This is a genomic window from Kitasatospora sp. MBT63, from assembly GCF_000710465.2.
Taxonomy (GTDB): Bacteria; Actinomycetota; Actinomycetes; order Streptomycetales; family Streptomycetaceae; genus Kitasatospora.
The window spans coordinates 42,334-58,296 of record NZ_JAIZ01000167.1 but is presented as its reverse complement, the minus strand read 5'-3'; the positions used below and the strand labels follow the sequence as shown (position 1 = coordinate 58,296).

Annotated in this window: 21 protein-coding genes; 18 read left to right on the top strand and 3 right to left on the bottom strand. The window is 68.7% G+C overall.

Annotated elements, in window-relative coordinates; genetic code table 11:
- The first annotated feature begins 125 nt into the window (after window positions 1-125).
- The gene (locus AA75_RS11580) at window positions 126-662 is read left to right on the top strand and encodes a hypothetical protein (RefSeq protein WP_033819808.1); all 537 of its coding nucleotides are present in this window, start codon (window positions 126-128) and stop codon (window positions 660-662) included.
- Window positions 662-2,197, top strand: coding sequence for a terminase family protein (locus tag AA75_RS11575; protein WP_033819807.1), 1,536 nt, complete (start codon window positions 662-664; stop codon window positions 2,195-2,197). The genes AA75_RS11580 and AA75_RS11575 overlap by 1 nt, the downstream gene beginning before the upstream one ends.
- Before the next feature lie 179 nt (window positions 2,198-2,376).
- Here the strand turns inward: AA75_RS11575 and AA75_RS11570 are convergent, their stop codons facing one another.
- Window positions 2,377-3,630, bottom strand: coding sequence for an IS110 family transposase (locus tag AA75_RS11570; RefSeq protein ID WP_033819806.1), 1,254 nt, complete (start codon window positions 3,628-3,630; stop codon window positions 2,377-2,379).
- Between the two features lie 106 nt (window positions 3,631-3,736).
- On the opposite strand from AA75_RS11570, the gene AA75_RS50840 reads away from it, so the two are divergent.
- The 10 genes from AA75_RS50840 to AA75_RS11520 all read left to right on the top strand — a co-directional run bounded on the left by AA75_RS50840 (window position 3,737) and on the right by AA75_RS11520 (window position 10,388).
- Entirely contained in the window at window positions 3,737-4,099 is a 363-nt protein-coding gene (locus tag AA75_RS50840) for a helix-turn-helix transcriptional regulator (RefSeq protein WP_051812147.1), read from the top strand.
- A gap of 43 nt (window positions 4,100-4,142) precedes the next feature.
- Window positions 4,143-4,478 carry a hypothetical protein gene (locus tag AA75_RS11560; protein WP_033819805.1) on the top strand — a complete coding sequence of 112 codons (336 nt, stop codon included), beginning with the start codon at window positions 4,143-4,145 and terminating at the stop codon, window positions 4,476-4,478.
- 61 nt (window positions 4,479-4,539) lie between these two features.
- The gene (locus AA75_RS11555; protein ID WP_033819804.1) at window positions 4,540-6,405 is read left to right on the top strand and encodes a hypothetical protein; all 1,866 of its coding nucleotides are present in this window, start codon (window positions 4,540-4,542) and stop codon (window positions 6,403-6,405) included.
- A gap of 115 nt (window positions 6,406-6,520) precedes the next feature.
- Window positions 6,521-7,147, top strand: coding sequence for a hypothetical protein (locus tag AA75_RS11550; protein ID WP_033819803.1), 627 nt, complete (start codon window positions 6,521-6,523; stop codon window positions 7,145-7,147).
- A gap of 113 nt (window positions 7,148-7,260) precedes the next feature.
- The gene (locus AA75_RS11545) at window positions 7,261-7,680 is read left to right on the top strand and encodes a head decoration protein (protein WP_051812146.1); all 420 of its coding nucleotides are present in this window, start codon (window positions 7,261-7,263) and stop codon (window positions 7,678-7,680) included.
- 13 nt (window positions 7,681-7,693) lie between these two features.
- On the top strand, window positions 7,694-8,743 hold the full coding sequence (locus AA75_RS11540; protein ID WP_033819802.1) for a major capsid protein: 1,050 nt from the start codon (window positions 7,694-7,696) through the stop codon (window positions 8,741-8,743).
- The gene (locus AA75_RS11535; protein WP_033819801.1) at window positions 8,743-8,922 is read left to right on the top strand and encodes a hypothetical protein; all 180 of its coding nucleotides are present in this window, start codon (window positions 8,743-8,745) and stop codon (window positions 8,920-8,922) included. The genes AA75_RS11540 and AA75_RS11535 overlap by 1 nt, the downstream gene beginning before the upstream one ends.
- On the top strand, window positions 8,915-9,127 hold the full coding sequence (locus AA75_RS11530; protein ID WP_033819800.1) for a hypothetical protein: 213 nt from the start codon (window positions 8,915-8,917) through the stop codon (window positions 9,125-9,127). Before AA75_RS11535 ends, AA75_RS11530 begins: the two co-directional genes overlap by 8 nt.
- Before the next feature lie 67 nt (window positions 9,128-9,194).
- Window positions 9,195-9,518 carry a hypothetical protein gene (locus tag AA75_RS11525; RefSeq protein WP_033819799.1) on the top strand — a complete coding sequence of 108 codons (324 nt, stop codon included), beginning with the start codon at window positions 9,195-9,197 and terminating at the stop codon, window positions 9,516-9,518.
- A 6-nt stretch (window positions 9,519-9,524) separates the two neighbouring features.
- On the top strand, window positions 9,525-10,388 hold the full coding sequence (locus AA75_RS11520) for a hypothetical protein (protein WP_051812145.1): 864 nt from the start codon (window positions 9,525-9,527) through the stop codon (window positions 10,386-10,388).
- On the opposite strand, the gene AA75_RS11515 is transcribed toward AA75_RS11520, so the two are convergent.
- Both AA75_RS11515 and AA75_RS11510 read right to left on the bottom strand, forming a co-directional pair.
- Window positions 10,324-10,884: a GNAT family N-acetyltransferase gene (locus tag AA75_RS11515; protein WP_051812144.1), complete on the bottom strand. Its 561-nt coding sequence runs from the start codon at window positions 10,882-10,884 to the stop codon at window positions 10,324-10,326. The genes AA75_RS11520 and AA75_RS11515 overlap by 65 nt on opposite strands.
- Before the next feature lie 21 nt (window positions 10,885-10,905).
- The gene (locus AA75_RS11510) at window positions 10,906-11,907 is read right to left on the bottom strand and encodes a hypothetical protein (RefSeq protein ID WP_051812143.1); all 1,002 of its coding nucleotides are present in this window, start codon (window positions 11,905-11,907) and stop codon (window positions 10,906-10,908) included.
- A gap of 397 nt (window positions 11,908-12,304) precedes the next feature.
- On the opposite strand from AA75_RS11510, the gene AA75_RS11505 reads away from it, so the two are divergent.
- The 6 genes from AA75_RS11505 (at window position 12,305) to AA75_RS11480 (ending at window position 15,846) form a co-directional block, all read left to right on the top strand.
- Window positions 12,305-12,886 (top strand): ATP-binding protein, encoded by a 582-nt coding sequence (locus tag AA75_RS11505; RefSeq protein WP_082526420.1) that lies wholly within the window; start codon window positions 12,305-12,307, stop codon window positions 12,884-12,886.
- Window positions 12,887-13,167: 281 nt separating this feature from the next.
- Complete coding sequence (locus AA75_RS11500; protein ID WP_051812141.1) at window positions 13,168-13,389, top strand: hypothetical protein; 222 nt, start codon at window positions 13,168-13,170, stop codon at window positions 13,387-13,389.
- Window positions 13,377-13,904: a hypothetical protein gene (locus tag AA75_RS11495; protein WP_149038076.1), complete on the top strand. Its 528-nt coding sequence runs from the start codon at window positions 13,377-13,379 to the stop codon at window positions 13,902-13,904. The genes AA75_RS11500 and AA75_RS11495 overlap by 13 nt, the downstream gene beginning before the upstream one ends.
- Window positions 13,905-14,069: 165 nt before the next feature.
- Window positions 14,070-14,741 (top strand): 7-cyano-7-deazaguanine synthase QueC, encoded by a 672-nt coding sequence (queC, locus tag AA75_RS11490; RefSeq protein ID WP_233288990.1) that lies wholly within the window; start codon window positions 14,070-14,072, stop codon window positions 14,739-14,741.
- Window positions 14,738-15,130 carry a 6-carboxytetrahydropterin synthase gene (locus AA75_RS11485; protein ID WP_033819796.1) on the top strand — a complete coding sequence of 131 codons (393 nt, stop codon included), beginning with the start codon at window positions 14,738-14,740 and terminating at the stop codon, window positions 15,128-15,130. The genes queC and AA75_RS11485 overlap by 4 nt, the downstream gene beginning before the upstream one ends.
- Window positions 15,127-15,846 carry a 7-carboxy-7-deazaguanine synthase QueE gene (locus tag AA75_RS11480; protein WP_051812140.1) on the top strand — a complete coding sequence of 240 codons (720 nt, stop codon included), beginning with the start codon at window positions 15,127-15,129 and terminating at the stop codon, window positions 15,844-15,846. The genes AA75_RS11485 and AA75_RS11480 overlap by 4 nt, the downstream gene beginning before the upstream one ends.
- The last annotated feature ends 117 nt before the right edge of the window (window positions 15,847-15,963 follow it).

The following is a 15,963-nucleotide window of genomic DNA, read 5'->3' as shown; positions in this document are numbered from 1 at the left end:
GCCGGGGGCCACCACGTCCACACGTGCTGGCCCCCGGCCACTGCGACCACCGCTGAGCGGCGAGCACCTCGAGTAAGGGATCATGGGCGGTGGCGCGGGGGCGCACCGGACGGAGGATCCGCGCCATGGCCCGCCCCACCAAGGCGCAGCGCGCTGCCATCTCGCAGCGCCGCGCCGACGCCATCGAACTCCAGCTGGCCGGCGTCGACTGGCTCACCATTGGTCGCAAGCTCGCCGCTGACCCGACGATCAACTCCGACCGGATCGCCTACCCGCAGGGCTACGGGGCCGACCTGTACGCCAAGGGCAAGGAGCCACCGGACGACCCGGCGCTGATCCGATACGCCTGCAAAGACGTCCAACTCGCCCTCCAGGAGCGGCACACCGACCTCGGCGTGTCCGTCGACGAGCTGCGTCTGGTCCACCACATGCGGCTGGAGAGGCTCTTCTTCGTGGCGTTCCGTCGCGCGGTCAAAGACGGCGACCTGCCCGCCATCGACCGTGCCGTCCGGATCTTGGAGCGCGACGCCCGGCTACTCGGCATCGACCAGCCAAGCCGAACCGAGTTGTCCGGCCCAGACGAAGGCCCGATCACCCTGGAGGCCATCACCTCGACAGAGCTGGCGCAGCTCATCGCCGCAACCGAAGGCGAGGACCGCTGATGCCGGGCACTGCCGAGCTCCTCGCCCAGTACCGGACCCTTCCCGCTGACCGGCGCCGCGCCATCGCCGCCAAAGCCTCGCCCAAGCTGCGCACCGAGCTAGCCCAGGTCGAACGGGACATGGCGATGCGCCGCTCCCCAGGCTCCCTCGCGTCAGTGCTGACTGCCGGCCGCGAGATGCAGGCCGAGCACCTGGCGCTCATCGACCACGCATTCCAGCGGATCGCAGCCGGCGAGTCCATCCGCCTGCTCCTCACCATGCCGCCGCGACACGGCAAGAGTCGGCGCGCAGCCCGGTGGGCGCCCCTCTGGTACCTGCTTCAGCAGCCAGACCACCGCGTGATGATCGCCTCGTACTCCGCCGAACTCGCGGACGACCACGGGCGGTGGATCCGGGACGCCATCACCACCTGGGGCGAGCAGATCGGCATCACCCTCCACCCCGGCTCCAAGGCTGCGAACCGCTTCGACGTCTCGGGCCACGAAGGGGGAGTCGTCTGCGCCGGCGTCGGCGGCGGACTCACCGGCAAGGGAGCCAATTTGGCGATCGTCGACGATCCGATCAAGGACGACGCAGAGGCCCAGTCCCCCACCATGCGCAGGCGCCTCTGGGAGTGGTGGCAGTCCGTGCTGCTCACCCGCATCGAGCCCGGCGGCTCTGTGATCGTCATCCAGACCCGATGGTCCGAAGACGACCTTGCAGGGCGCATCCTCGCCAGCGAGACAGCCGAGGACTGGATCATCATCGACCTACCCGCGATTGCAGACAGCCCCGACGATGCGCTCGGCCGCGCAGTCGGCGAGCCGCTGTGGCCAGCCCGGTACGGTGCGAAGGCGCTGGAGAAGATTCGCCGGGCCGTCGGCGAACGGGTCTGGTGGTCGTTGTATCAGCAGAAGCCCCGCCCTCAGGAGGGTGGTGTCTGGCAGCGCGCCTGGATCGACCAGCACCGCATCACCCCGGTCGCGTTCGCCGGACTCGACATGGCCCGCGTTGTCGTAGCCGTCGACCCCGCTGGTGGCGAGAGCCTGGTCGGTGATGAGACTGGTGTCATCGGCATGGCGGCTGGCTTCGACGACCACCTGTACGTCCTGGACGACCGCTCCGCCAACATGGGAGCCAACGACTGGGGCGTCACCGCTTGCCGACTCGCTATGGAACTGCAGGCCGACGCGATCGTGGTGGAGTCCAACTACGGCGGCGACATGGCGAGGCAAGTTGTTACCCAGGCTTGGGACCAACTCGCGCGAGATGGCGAGACCCGCGGTCTCCTCATGCCGATGATCCTCGAAGTGACCGCGAAGGTCGGCAAGCGCCTGCGAGCTGAGCCGATCGCCCAGCTCTACGAACAGGGACGGGTGCACCACGTTGGCCAGTACCCGGAGCTGGAAGGGCAGATGGTCACATGGGTGGCTGGAATGGACAGCCCCGACCGGATGGATGCCGCGGTGCACGGCCTCACCGAACTCGCTGACCCGGACCAACTTGCCCTGCTGCCCAAGGGCATGGATGACGGCCGCCTCGACGGCCGCCGGTGATCGCAGAACGGCCACAATAGGCTTACCGCCACCAAGGCCCGAAGCGGTAACCGAAGGACATGTCGCGTGATCCGGCGGAGAGGCGGCCGGGCCGGGTGCCATTCCCGCGTAAGGGCTCTTCGGCCCGGGGTGCATCTTCAGGCATTTCCGGTCCGGTCGCCCGTCCGCCGGATCACGCGCTACTCGGTGCTCGGCGTCGGCCACGCGACTTCCTCCTGGTAGTCCACGCCATGCTGGAGGCAGTGGTAGAGGCAGCTGAGGAGTCTGCCGTACAGGTTGCGCAGGGCCGCGGTGTGTCGCTCGCCCTGCTGCCTCCGCCGGTCGTAATGGGCCCGGCAGCCGGGGGACCGCGTGAGCGTCGAGAACGCCCAGTGGTGCCCGAACGCGGCGAGCCGTTTGTTGGCCGCGATCCTGCGGTGCAGTACGGAGCGGCTGGTGCCCGATGCCCAGGTGAACGGGTTCGCGCCAGCGTAGGCGCGAAGGCCCTTGGCTGAGGCGAAGCGGGTCGGGTCATCGCCGATCTCGCCCAGCAGCCGCGCTCCGGTCAGCCCACCCACACCGGGGAACGAGCGGTAGACGCTCGCGTGCGGATGCTGGTCGAACAGCGCGATGGCTTGCTCTGTCAGCTCGTTCACGGCGCGTACTGACTCGTTGACGAGCCCGAGGAGAGTCAGAACGTACTGGCCGAGTGCCGATTCGATGTCGACGGCCTGCCGGAGCGTCGGCGCGCGGAACAGGTCGCGAAGCCTGGTCGCATGGTCGTCGAGGAGCCGTGTGCGGCCGCCGGTGGCGAGAGCGTTGTAGATCTGCCTCTTCGTCAGCCGAGCGGCATGACCAGACGTTGGGGCGAGTGCGAGTACAGCACGGGCCTCGCCGCGCAGGATCCCGCCAGGAAGGTGCGCCCAGGCAGTCAGTGCCGCCGGATGAACGTTGCGGAGCTGGGAGCGCAGCTGGAAGACGTGGTGCTGCCGGGTGTACACCGAACGCAGCTGCGCGCGGGTCAGCACGGCGAGGGCCTCGGCGGGGCCGCTGTTCGCAGGCAACGGTCGGTGCAGATGGGCATCGGTACGCAGGATGTTCGCCAGCAGCTCGGCGTCCTGCGCATCGGACTTCTTGCTGTTGCCCGGGTTTGCCCTACCCCGGTACCTGGCAACGGTGGTTGGACTGATGACCACGACCGGCTGTCCGGCCTGGCGCAGCGCCGCGACGAGCAGGCCGTGCCGGGTCTCGATGGCGATCGGCACTGCCTTGCGGCTGTGTTGATGGCTCGCGCGCAAACCTGAGAGCAGCTGGAGAACCTGCCGAACTCCGGCAGGGCTCTCTTCGACTCGGGCTGTGGCCACGACAGCGCCGGTCCGGTCGACCACCGCGACATCGTTGAGGTGTTCGGACCAGTCGATGCCAGCCCAGAAGCTGCTGATGCCCCCGCCCATGCCACGCCCTCCCCGCGTTGACACTAACTCGCAGTGGACCATACATGGTCCACTGGCGGGGTGCCGCATCGGGGCCGCCGACGCAGGGAAGGATTGGCCGGGACAGGTGGACGTCGATGAAGGGATGGGCGTGCCCCGCAGCCGCGATCACCAGCCGCCGGCTAGCTTCGTTGCCAGCGGCAAGTGGCCGGACGTGAAGCTGCGAGCCGATGCGCCGCTCACGGCCGTGGCGGGCATGCAGTTCGCGAAGAGCCTGCACGGCGCCATGGCCGCCCGTGGCTGGAGCGACAGGGAACTGAGCCGCCATGTGGCGATGTCGCACTCGACGGTCGGCCGGATCGCCAGAGGCGAGGTACTCCCTGACCTCGGCACGATCGTCCGGCTAGAGGCAGCCTTGGGGTGCGCGTTGTATCCGGCGACGCTCCACGCCGAGTACGGCCCGCCAGCAGAACAGGTCGCGGACCAGTAGGAACCGCTGGTAGGCCCCCGAAGCCGCTGGTAGGTTCGCGATCATGAAGCTGAAGGGGGCGCGGCTGATTGCCGTGGAGCTGGCGTGCGTGGCTGTTGTCGCCGGGGGGATCGCTGCGGTCGCGGCTTCGGGGGAGTCTTCGAAGCCCGCCGAGCCGAAGGTGGGCAGCCCTGAGTGGACCCAGCAGTACGAGGTGAAGCAGAAGCGGTCGATCGCCGCAGGCCGGTACGCCCAGGCGCTGATCACCGGGCGCGGGCAGGAGCGGTCCCAGGTGCTGTGCGCGATCGAGTGGGGCAAACTCGGTCCGCAGCGGCAAGCAGACCTGGACGAGAACGCCTTCGGCGCTGGCTGTGAGTTTCAGGCGCCGACCACAGGATGACCGCCATGACGGACGCGTAGGCTGATCATCGGCGTGGGGCCTGGATGCTCGGAGGGGCACTGTGGGCCTTCGCGATCTCGTCATCGATGCCTGGAGCTGGCTGAACTACAAGCCGGTGATGGCCAGCCCGATCCGCCGCGGCTTCGGCCCGTTCGGGGAACTGGCTGCTGGATGGGTGCCGCCAGAGGACCTCCGCCGCCTCCAGGCGTACAAACTCCTTGCCGCCTACGACAACAACCAGGCCGGGCAGCTCGCCGCGGTTGCCGGGGACGACACCGGGCTGGAGCGGCGGGAGCTCGGCGATGCGTCGAAACTGATCGACACCGCACTGGGCTACATGCTCGGCAGCGAGCAGACCATCGTGGTGCCGGGTGCGGAGCACCAGGGCAGCCAGGACCAGCCGCCCGCTGCGGCTCAGGCACTCGCGGTTCAGGGGCGGCTGCGGGAGTGGGGGGAGAAGGAGCTGCTGCCGCTGCGCATCCAGCAGTGCGAGCGGGCGGCGGTTCGGTGCGGAGACGCGGTGTACACCCTCGCGTGGGAGCCAGCCAAGGGCCGCCCGGCGCTGAGGACGATCGACGCTGGCTTCTACTTCCCGGAGTGGACGGACGACGAGGTGGACGCAGCCGAGTATCCGGCTCGGGTCCACTTCGCGTGGGAGCTCCCCGCCGATGACCGGCGCGGCCTCAAGGCGCGGCTGCGCCGGATCACCTACGAGCTGGGGCCGATCGGCCCGGCGACGAAGCCCGGCCGGTCCAAGGACGGCAAGCCCCTGCGGGATTGGGCCTACAACGACGGTGGGGACGCGGTGCTGATTGTCGGCGACCAGCTCGATGCGGACACAGGCCACATCACGCGCACCTACCCGTGGGCAGCGGGCCGCTCGTCCGGGATCACGTGCTACCTCACCGACGCGGAATGGCTTCTGGAGGACCTCAAGGGCGAGGACGTCTACAACCTGCCCCAGGAGAAGGCTACCTACCGGATGCGCTCGGACGGGGAAGTCCTCCAGGCACTCGACCTGATGATCGACTTCCTTCCGGTCGTCCACGTCACCAACACCATCCCCGACGCGGGAGAACACTGGGGGCAGCCGTCCATCGCCAAGGTCATGCAGGTCCTCGACGAGCTGGCCGCCACCGATTCCGACTCGGCCGCTGCGTCGGCGACCACCGGCACACCGATCATCGGCCTGTCCGGCGTCCGGCTGCCCAAGGACAGGACGACCGGGGCCGTCCTGCCGCTCCAGGTCCGTGCCGGCACCGTCTGGTCGCTGTCCGAAGGCGGTTCCATGGACACCCTCGACACGTCGGCGCAGCTGGCCGAGCTGCGCGCACGCGTCGACCATCTCCTTGACCGGGTGGCAGGCAACAGCCGCCTGACCTCGTCCGGGCTCGGCACACTCGACCCGTCCGCCGTGCCGTCCGGCTACGCCCTCCAGCTCGCTCTGGGCCCGTTGGACGCCCTGGTCTCGGCGATGCGCCTCGCCCGCGCCCACAAGTACGCCTTGCTGTTCAAGATGGTGTGCCGCCTGTACCAGGCCGGACAGGCCGAAGGCTGGCCCGTAGGGGAGACGCTGCCAGCGAAGCTGGTGTGGGGGCCGCACACGCCGACCGATCGCGCTGCTGTCCTGGACGAGGTCACCAAGGGCTTCCAGGCCGGGGTGCTCAGCCTTGAGACCTCCGTGCGGATGCTCGCCGACGCCGGGTACCCGATCGAGGACGCCACTCAAGAGGTCAAGCGCATCCAGGCCCGTGCCTTCGTCGCTGCCGTTGCCCTCGCCGACGCGACCGCCGACAACGGTGCGGTCCGGGAGTACCTCGGTCTTCCCCCCGCCAGCCCGGAGATTCCGAAGGTGCCGACGCCCCCTGCCAAGCCGCCGATGCCCTCACCGGCCAACCCGCCGGTACCCACACCGGCGAGCTGGTAGGCGCCCACCTCGGCGTGAGGCCGCTGGCGGTGGGCGCATCCCGAAATCCTGGTGGCACTCGGACGGCTGGGTACACTGATCATCGGCGCGGGGGCGCTGCTTCGGAGGAATCCGTATGACCGCAGTTCCCCAGCCGCCCCTGCCTGCGGCCGATCCCTCGCTGCCGCCTGCGCCGCCGGCCTCCGATCCCGGCAGCGCCCTGATCACCCAGGACACCCTTACTCGTCTGCTGGCCCGCGAGAAGTCGCAGGGTGAACGCACCGCCGTGAAGAAGCTCGTCGGTGATCTCGGGTTCGCCGATGCTGCCGCCCTGAGTGCCTGGGTCGAGGCGCAGCGAACGGCGGAGCAGGCCGCGCTGAGCGAGGTCCAGCGGCGCGAGCAGGCCGCCGAGCAGCGCGAGCAGGCCGCTCAGCAGCGGGAGCAGGCCGCCGAGGCCCGCCTTCGAGCGGCCGTTCGCCAGGCCGCGCTGGCTCGTCTCGGCGCTTCCGGTGACGGCCTCACCGACGCCGAACGTCTCCTCGACGTGGCCGACGATGCCGACGACCAGGCGGTGAAGGACGCAGCAGCCGCGCTGAAGGTCCGCCGCCCGGAGCTGTTCGGCCCGGCTTCACCGGCAACTGCTCCTCCGGCGCCCGGTGGGTCGCCCGCGGGCGGGCCGCCGCCGCGCGGTCAGGTCCCGGCTACCGGCTCTGCTGGCCTGGAGATGGCCAAGCGGCGCGGCTACCTCCAGGCCGCCTCCTGACCTCCTGACCCGGCAGAAATCCGGGCCATCGGGACCACGCCCCTCCTTCGTGGACGGCACCACCGCTGGTGAGTGCGAGACGTGACATCCGTCTTCCGTCCCGAGGAGGGGCTTTGACCATCCAGCCGATCAGCAGCTCGGCCAGCTACACGGCCGACCGCAGCTGGCTCGCGAGCCTGCACGGCACCGACAGCATCGAGACGATCACCCTCGACATCGCGAAGTTCACCGCAGGCACTCACTACCAGGTCTCCACCGACACCACCCAGCCCTACAGCCGTGTCCTGTCCGGTGTGCCCGTCGGACGGATCACAGCGTCGGGCCTCTACGGGCCGTTCAACCCGGCCGCTGCCGACGGCACCCAGAACCTCGCCGGCTTCGTCTTCGCCGAGACGCTGTTCGCCCCCACGCAGCCGAAGGTGCCCGCCGCGCTGCTGTGGCACGGCGTCGTGAAGGCCGCCAAGGTGCCCGGCGGTATCGACACCACCAAGGTCACGCCCTCAGTGACCGGCCCGCAGATCCGCTTCATCTAACAGGAGTTGACCGATGACCATCCAGGACCTCGTCAAGGACGTGTCGGCCCACGACCTGACCGCCTTCGCCCGAGCCATCCCCAGCCCGGCAGATTTCCTTCTGACCCAGGCTGTGTTCCCCACCCTTGTCTCGCGAGAGGTCAAGTGGAGGATCAAGAACAACGGCCGCTACGTCAGCACCGCCAAGTACCGCGCCTACGACGCATCCGTGCCGTTCGCCGACCGGCAGGCGTGGGAGAACGCCCGCGAGGGCTTCCTGCCGCCCCTGGGGCAGAAGCTCGTGGTCGGCGAGCAGGAGCAGATCCTGCTGGAGCAGTCCCACGGCGCCGACCAGGACCGCCTGATCGAACTGCTCTACGACGACGTGGAGCGACACGTCGAGGCGATCCGCTCCCGCCTGGAACTCGCAGCCGGCGACGTCCTCCTTGACGGCAAGTTCACCCTTGCCGGAGAGAACGGCCTGACGCTGGAGGTCGACTTCGGCGTCCCGGCCGGGAACATGCCGACTGCCGCGAAGCCGTGGTCCGACCCCACCTCCGATCCGATCGCCGACGAGCTCGCCTGGATCCAGTACCTGGACGACCTCGGCGCACCCGAGCCGGAGATGGTGCTCACCTCCCGCAAGGCGTACAGCTTCCTCGCGAAGAACAACGCGTACCGGGCCGCCTACTACGGCTCGGTGAACCCGTCCACCACCCCCACCGCGACCCTGACGCCCCAGCAGGTCAACACGGTGCGCGGAAACTATGGCCTCCCTCCGATCACGTTCTACAAGGCTCAGGTCCGTGTGGACGGAACCCCGACCAAGGTCTTGCCGGAGGACCGCTGGATCATGCTGCCGCCGGACCGCACGAAGTGGGGGCAGCTTCAGTTCGGCATCACAGCCGAGGCCCTGGTGCTGTCGCGCGGCACCACCCCGGAGATCGACCGGGAGGACGCCCCGGGCGTGATCATCACCCGCGGCGTGCAGGACGACCCGGTCCAGATCTGGACCAAGGGCGCAGCCGTCGGCATGCCCGTCCTGCATACCCCGGACGCCCACATCGTCGCGAAGGTCCTGTGATGGGCGCCCGTCTGGCCGCCGCCGTGCACCTCGACCACCCGGTCACCCGCGAGCGGCTCGTCCTCCAGCCAGGGGATGAGCCCGCACCAGAGGTGGCCGCTCTGATCACCAACCCTGATGCCTGGGAGCCCGACGACGAGCCGGGGGACCAGGAGCAGGAAACGGTCACCGATGCGTAGGTTCGTACTGGACCGAGCGGTCGACGTGTCGGGCGTCTCCGGCACCGGACTGGTTGCCGAGGGCGTGCTGTTCAGCGCCGGCATCGCCGTTGTGCAGTGGCTCGGCGACCGGCCGTCCACAGTCGTGTGGCCGTCCCTGGAGATGGCCGAGTCCATCCACGGCCACGGCGGAGCAACGACCATCCGCTGGATCGACCCCGAGTAGCGCCACCCAGACGAGGCCCGGCACCGGCACGGTGCCGGGCCTCACTCACACCCCCGAGGAGATTCCCTTGGACGACACCGTTCGGGCCTGGCTGCTCGCTCAGCTCGGCCCCATGGACCTGGCAGAACTCACTGGCCGGTACGAGCGCCTGCACAGTGCCCGCGCCGTCGCGCTGGAAGTGCTGTCGGAGCGCCGCGCCAAGCTGCTCGCCGAGCCGCTACGGCTCGTTGTTGACGGCGTGGTCACCATGGACCAGACCGCCAACCTCACCGGCCTTGAGAGGCAGCTCGCGGCGATCCAGGCCAACCCGGGCCCGGACGACGCGGCCGGTGACGACGCAGTACCGCACCTGGACGTCACCGCGCTCGTCCCGGCCCGGCGCGCCCGGTAGCCGGCCATGTCGTACGACTGGCCGCCGCTGGTACCCGGCGACGCTGACGAGGTCGCCCGTCGGGTGGCAGCGGTCCTGGAGGACGCCTGGCAGCGGCTCCACGCCCGCCAGGCCGCCGTGATCGCCGCGTTCGCAGACAACTGGCGTGCGCCCCACGTCCTCGCCACGCTGGAGGAGTTCAAACGGGCCATTGAGGATTTCCACAGGGCTGTGGACGACGAAGCTGCACAGTTCGTCGGCCGCCAGCTGCCGCACTTGTACGAGCAGGGGGCGACGGCGGCTGCCTCTGCCTCCGGTGCCCGCTTCACCTGGACACTGATCCACCGTGAAGCCCTTCGAGCACTGGCCGCCGACTCCTACGGCGACTTCCTGCGACGAAGCCAGGAGACCGGCCGGATGGCCGATGCCTTCTACCGCGCCGCCCGCGCGGCAGCGCGACGCGAGGTCCCCCTTCTCACGACCGGGAACGTGACCGCGAGGCAGGCCGCCCGCGCGCTCGCCGACCGGCTGGCCGCCAGCAGCCACCTCGAGTACGTCATCTACCGCAACGGTGCCAGGGTGCCGATCAGGGCTTGGGCCGAGGCCGCCACGCTCGCGAAGAGCGCGGTGGCCTACAACGCAGGAACCCTCAACCAGGCGCGTGAGAACGGCGTCACGTACGTCGAGGTCTTCGACGGGCCCGATTGCGGCTGGACTTCCCACACCGACCCGGACAAGGCGACCCGGACGCTGCGCACCTTGGACGAGGCGGCCGACTGGCCGATCTCTCACCCCCGGTGCCGCCGGGCCTTCGGGCCGAGGCCCGCTATCGACCCTGAGCAGGTCGCAGGATCATGGCGTCGTACTCCGGGGATTCAGGAGCGTGCTTGATGCGCCCGCCGATCACCTCGTAACCCCACCTGGGGTAGGCACTGCGGGCAGGCTCGTTGTCGAAGATGCACGTCAGCGCAGTCCACGGCTCTTCACGGCCGGCGACCACTTCGTCATGCAGCCGTCGGCCGATCCCCTGGCCGGTGTACTTGGGGAGGACCATGAGCTCCCGGAGCCAGAAGACCTGACCAGCCTCGGCAGCTGCGAGGGCCTCCGCCGGCCGGGCCTCGCCGAGGCTGGTCCACCACGCCCGGTCGGCGGGAAGGGTGACGCCGTGCACGAGGCCCACCATCTCACCGGCCAGCCGGGCGGTGACGGTCTCGAAGCCGTTCATCTCCAGCGCGCCCTGGAGGCGCTCGGCGAACGACTCGACGGAGAAAAACGGGTCGCCGATGTACGGGGGAACGTCGTAGACCACGGTGTAGACCGCCACGAGCTCATCGAGTACCTCCTTCGCCGCGGTGCCCCGGTAGTGGCGCAGTTCAAGGTCGTTCACGGGTAACTCTCCTTCGCATGGTCACGCGATGTTCGCAGTGAGGAGCTCTGCGGTGTGTCGTACTTCGGGGCTCTTGTGGAACGGGGCGAGGCTGTCCCTGACGAGCACGAGTTGCTGCTTGTTCCTTGTGGACGTCATGCCGCCCTGGATGAGGCGCAGGGACTCCTGAGCAGCTGCCACTGTCCGATCGAGATCGCGGTCCTGGACGGCCGCGTAGGACAGCCGTGCCAAGCACATACCCCGGTTCCGAGAGTGCTCGATGTCCTGGAGTGCAGCAGATCGTTCGAGCAGGCGTACTGATCGCTTGTGCTGCCCAAGATCCAGGCGGCACATTCCCTCAAGGCACGTCAGTTCGGCTTCGTTGAGGAAACCCACCCAGTCCGGGTCGCGATCACTGATGCCTCGGCCGAATTGCTGCCAGGCACGCTTGATGGCCGTTGAGCAGGCCACTTCGTTGCCCATGTGCGCGTAGCCCTGGGCCTCGCGGATGGCCAGCAGTGCTGACACCCGGGCTGGGGCCTGCCATTTGGCCGCGTGACCCTGCGCGATCTGAGCGAACCGCACGGCTTCGCGTGGCTTCCCCAGGTCGACGCTCTGTCTGGCCATGTTCGAGAGTGTCCGAGTGGCGAGAATCGCGTTGCCTGCGAGCATCGCGGTGTTGAGGGCTTCGGAGAAGTAGACCCGTGCCTCGGCCTGCTGGTCCGCGTCGTAGCAGAACCACCCGAGAGACGTTGTCAGTTCGCCAGCGAGGCCTTGGAGCTCCTGTCCGACCGCATCGGTGTACGAGCCTTGGTCTATCAGGTGGTGGACCCACAACAGGTGCTTGCGGGCAGACCGCCACAGCCGATCGCCGCCGAACCGCTGGTCGATGGCGTCGAGGTCGAGTGCTGTGGCGCGGAGGTCGTTGATTTCCTCGTCGCCGATCCGTAACTCGTGACGGCCGGTCGGAGCGGAGTTGGTGGAGGACAGCCAGGGCAGGCCGAGAGCGGCGGCGCCGGCGGCGAGTGCTTCGCGACGGTTCACACGCGGGATCATGACTTCTGAGTCGAGTGTTGGTCCACTCGGCTCGACGCCGACGCCTCCTGGAGGCACGAAGCCTAGGTGCTCCGGACCGCGGTCGAACGCGGCGCGTAACGCCGTGGCGTAGTCGGGGCGAGGCCACGGGGGTGTGGGGCTCTCCCACCGCCGGTAAGTCCGGACACTCACGTTGAAGCTGTCGTCCTTGAGCTCATCCTGACCCGCCAGACTGATGCCCTCTGCGGCCTTCTCTTGGGAAAACCATCCCCGGGACACCCTTGCCGCATAAAGGTGCTCGTTACCGGGCGCTCTCATCGTGACCCCCTGAGGTTCTTGACCTTGCTCACGGTAGAGGTGCTACGGCCCAGAGTGACCGGATCGGACGAAAACTCCACCACCGCGGATGCCAGCTGGCCATCGAATGGCCGCTGAATGGCCGCTCGGCGTCCTGGCTGGTCTGCGGCGGGAGCGGAACCCTGGGTGTCCGCAAGCGAACCAGTACCGGAGCGCGCAGTCGCTCCTGACCATGGGAGCGATGCACGTGGCGACCGTCAGCCAGCCCCGACAGGGCCTTCGCAAGTGGGAGATGACGTTCACCGCGTGGCCGGCATCGGTCGGACTGGCTCGCCGCCAAGTGAGGTCCCAGGTAGCTCGCTGGGGCTGGACCGGGAGCCACGTGGATGACCTGTTGATCATCGTTTCAGAGCTGCTGACGAACGCGATCAGGCACGCCAGCAGCCCGGGTGACGACGTACGCCTGCGGTTGCAGGAGATCGACGGCGACTGCCGGGTCGAAGTGGACGACTTTCGGCCGGACTTGCTTCCACCCAAGCAGCTGGTCGTCCGAGGCGAGAGCGGACGAGGTCTGCCGCTGGTCAAAAGGCTGGCGCTCGACATGGACATCGTGACGACGAAAAGGAGCAAGACGGTGTGGGCGAGGGTGCTGCTGCGGGACAGCGGCAAGTGTCCGGAGGAGGCGGCATGAGGGGCTTAGTGAAGCGCGCGCTGGGCCTCGGCAGTGGTCGCCGCAGGGCCTCGCCGAGGACGCGTCCGCCGACGCGTCCGGCGAGTCGGCCGCCAGCCGGGCCGCAGCTCGGCGGGCCGCGAACTGGATCTGCTCTGGGATGCCTTGCGGGACCAGAGCGCAGGCGACTTGGCTACTGGTGCTACGCGGTTGCCTACGCACACGGCGCTGGACGGCCAATCCTGTTCGGCTCTCATCCGACGGCCGACGCTCGGCTGGCGGTCCGGTGGGTGCGGCTACGCATGTCGCAGCTGGCAGACCAGCTGGACCCCGCAGAGTGCCAGCCGGCGCGGGCCTGGCTGGACGACGAGGAGGCGCAGGCAAGCGCCATGGCGGCTCTCGCCGCAGGCGAGAGCTACGCGGTGTCGGTGCGCGACGACCAAGCGGTGTATGTGTTCACTGCGCAGGTCGGCACGGGCGCAGAGCCCGTACTCCCAGGGAGGGAGTCGGCATGGCCGATCTGACTTTGCGTCGGGCCTGGCCCGCGCTTGGCGGAGACGCCAGTTCGATGTCGGCAGCGTTCGACTGGCCCGTTCCCACGACCACGAATGGACTTCCGCGCTTCTCGCGAGAACGGGCCTTGATGTACGTGGCGGCCGAGCTGGAATGGTGGGGCGCGCTCGTCGAGGAGGACCCGGGAGTTGGTGAGCTGGCTCGGGAGTGCGGCGCTGCTGCCCAGCGAGTGATCGATCGTCATGGCCATCGCGACGAAGTGGTGGGTGCAAGTCAGGTGCTGGCGATCTGCGCTTCCTTCCTGGACTCGGTAGATCGGCTGCGTGGAGCACTTCCGGCTGTCGCGCTTCACCATCTGCGAACGGTGTGTGCGGGGTTGGCCGTCGCCAGGATGCTGCTGATGGTGCCGAACCCGGGAGCTCTCGCGCAGCTGGTCACGATCCGGACGAATGACCGGGAAGCCGAAGGTCAGGAGGCTCACTTCGCAGTGGCCTCCCGCGATCACGGTTCCCAAGTCGCGCGGTAGGGCGAGCCGCAGCTACGGGGCCGATACCTCTCGCGTCGATTGAACATGCGCTTCCGCGCACGCCGTTGCCCCTGAGCAACGGACTCACTCCGCCCTCCGGTGACGGAGGACTACAGCAAGGGAACGTAGGAGATGATCAAGCTTTCAAAGCCGCCGGGTCACGCTGTGGTGATCGCATCCGGTGGACTCGACAGCACCACCGTGGCGTACTGGCTCGCCAGCCTGGGAAGCCGCGTGACGCTGCTGTCCTTCGACTACGGGCAGCGTCACCGCAAGGAGTTGGACTACGCCCGAGCCGTCGGTGAGCTTCTGGATGCCAGCCACGAGGTGGTCGATCTGACCAGCGTCGGCCGGCTCCTCGGCGGGTCCGCGCTGACCGACACGGCAGTGCAGGTGCCCGACGGGCACTACAGCGACCAGAGCATGCGTGCCACGGTGGTGCCGAACCGGAACATGATCATGCTTTCGGTGGCGGTCGGTGTAGCCGTGGCCGCTGGGGCCGACGCGGTGGCGTTCGGTGCACATGCTGGTGACCACCCGATCTACCCGGACTGCCGCGGCGAGTTCTTCGACCAGTTCGCCGAGACAGCTCGCGCGGCCACCGACGGGTTCCACGTGGAGGGCTTCGACCTCATCGCGCCGTTCCTGGCCCTGACCAAGGCGGACATCGTGACCGTCGGGGGCCAGGTCGGCGTGCCGTTCGAGCGGACCTGGTCCTGCTACAAGGGCGGCCGGGTGCACTGTGGCACGTGCGGGACGTGCATCGAGCGTCGCGAAGCGTTCGAGGTCGCGGGCGTCGAAGACCCGACCGAGTACGCGACGGGAGCGGGCCGATGACCACGGTGCGCGGCCGTCACCGGATCGGAAAGCGATTCCGGTTCGAGGCATCCCACTTCCTCACCGGCCTGGCCCCCGGTCACCAGTGCGCGCGCATGCACGGTCACTCCTACGAGGTCGAGTTCATTCTCACCGCGCAGGAGCTGGATGGGCCCGGGTTCGTTACGGACTTCGGAGACCTCGGCCCGGTGAAGGCGTACATCGACACAACGCTCGACCACCGCGTGCTCAACGAGGTCCTGCCGATCGTGCCGACGTCGGAGAACCTGGCTGAGTACCTGGCCGGCTGGTTCATCGACAACGTCGAGTCGGCCATCCCCGGCCAGCTGTCCGCGGTCCGTGTCTCGGAGACGCCGACGTCCATGGCCGAGTTCGAGGTGGCACGGTGACCGCCCCCACCGTGCTGCTTCCGCCGGCTGTGGAGCGGCCGCTACTCGTGAGGGAGCGATTCGGCCCCACCTTTCAGGGCGAAGGCGCCAGCACCGGCCAGCTCACGTACTTCCTGCGCCTGTGGGGATGCAACCTGCACTGCCCGCGGTGCGACACCCCTGACACCTGGGACCGCGCCCGATTCGACCCCGCGAACGTTGCTCAGCACTACACCGCCGAGCAGCTCGCCGACTGGCTGACGAGCCAGCCGGGGAAGCACCTGGTCGTCACCGGCGGCGAGCCGCTGATGCAACAGCGTGCCCTGCTGCCGCTGCTGCGTCTGCTGCCCGGATACGGGATCGAGATCGAGACCAACGGCACGATCGCGCCGCTGCCCGAGGTGGTCGAGCTGGTGGAGGCGTTCAACGTCTCGCCTAAACTCGCCAGCTTCGCTGCGCCGAGCGACCGCAGGACCAGCCCGAAGGCTCTCCGGGCTTTGGCCGGTTGTGGAAAGGCCCGCTTCAAGTTCGTCGTGAGCGACGTCGCCGAGTTGGACGAAGTCGGACGGCTGGTAGCCGAGTTCGCCCTCACCGACACATGGGTGATGCCGGAGGGGACGAACAGCGACGCGGTGATCGGCGGAATGCGGAAGCTCGCCGACGCGGTACTGGAGCGCGGCTGGAATCTCAGCACCCGCCTGCACGTGCTGCTCTGGGAGGACGAACGTGGCCGGTGAGGACAGCACAACGCCCGAGTGGGGTGGTCCTTCCGGCTCCCCGAGGCCGCGCGTGTGGGTTAGCGGCCAAGCGTGTAGAGGGGGGAGCAGGAACCTGCCTGCCACTCGGGCTGTGCC

What these genes read in the sequence shown, in the direction of transcription:
- AA75_RS11485 (WP_033819796.1), top strand. Translation starts at nt 14,738, where the DNA reads ATGACCACGGTGCGCGGCCGTCACCGGATCGGAAAGCGATTCCGGTTC.
- AA75_RS11550 (WP_033819803.1), top strand. Translation starts at nt 6,521, where the DNA reads ATGACCGCAGTTCCCCAGCCGCCCCTGCCTGCGGCCGATCCCTCGCTG.
- AA75_RS11500 (WP_051812141.1), top strand. Translation starts at nt 13,168, where the DNA reads ATGTCGCAGCTGGCAGACCAGCTGGACCCCGCAGAGTGCCAGCCGGCG.
- AA75_RS11575 (WP_033819807.1), top strand. Translation starts at nt 662, where the DNA reads ATGCCGGGCACTGCCGAGCTCCTCGCCCAGTACCGGACCCTTCCCGCT.
- AA75_RS11540 (WP_033819802.1), top strand. Translation starts at nt 7,694, where the DNA reads ATGACCATCCAGGACCTCGTCAAGGACGTGTCGGCCCACGACCTGACC.
- AA75_RS11520 (WP_051812145.1), top strand. Translation starts at nt 9,525, where the DNA reads ATGTCGTACGACTGGCCGCCGCTGGTACCCGGCGACGCTGACGAGGTC.
- AA75_RS11495 (WP_149038076.1), top strand. Translation starts at nt 13,377, where the DNA reads ATGGCCGATCTGACTTTGCGTCGGGCCTGGCCCGCGCTTGGCGGAGAC.
- AA75_RS11535 (WP_033819801.1), top strand. Translation starts at nt 8,743, where the DNA reads ATGGGCGCCCGTCTGGCCGCCGCCGTGCACCTCGACCACCCGGTCACC.
- AA75_RS11530 (WP_033819800.1), top strand. Translation starts at nt 8,915, where the DNA reads ATGCGTAGGTTCGTACTGGACCGAGCGGTCGACGTGTCGGGCGTCTCC.
- AA75_RS11505 (WP_082526420.1), top strand. Translation starts at nt 12,305, where the DNA reads ATGCCAGCTGGCCATCGAATGGCCGCTGAATGGCCGCTCGGCGTCCTG.
- AA75_RS11570 (WP_033819806.1), bottom strand. Translation starts at nt 3,630, where the DNA reads ATGGGCGGGGGCATCAGCAGCTTCTGGGCTGGCATCGACTGGTCCGAA.
- AA75_RS11580 (WP_033819808.1), top strand. Translation starts at nt 126, where the DNA reads ATGGCCCGCCCCACCAAGGCGCAGCGCGCTGCCATCTCGCAGCGCCGC.
- AA75_RS11560 (WP_033819805.1), top strand. Translation starts at nt 4,143, where the DNA reads ATGAAGCTGAAGGGGGCGCGGCTGATTGCCGTGGAGCTGGCGTGCGTG.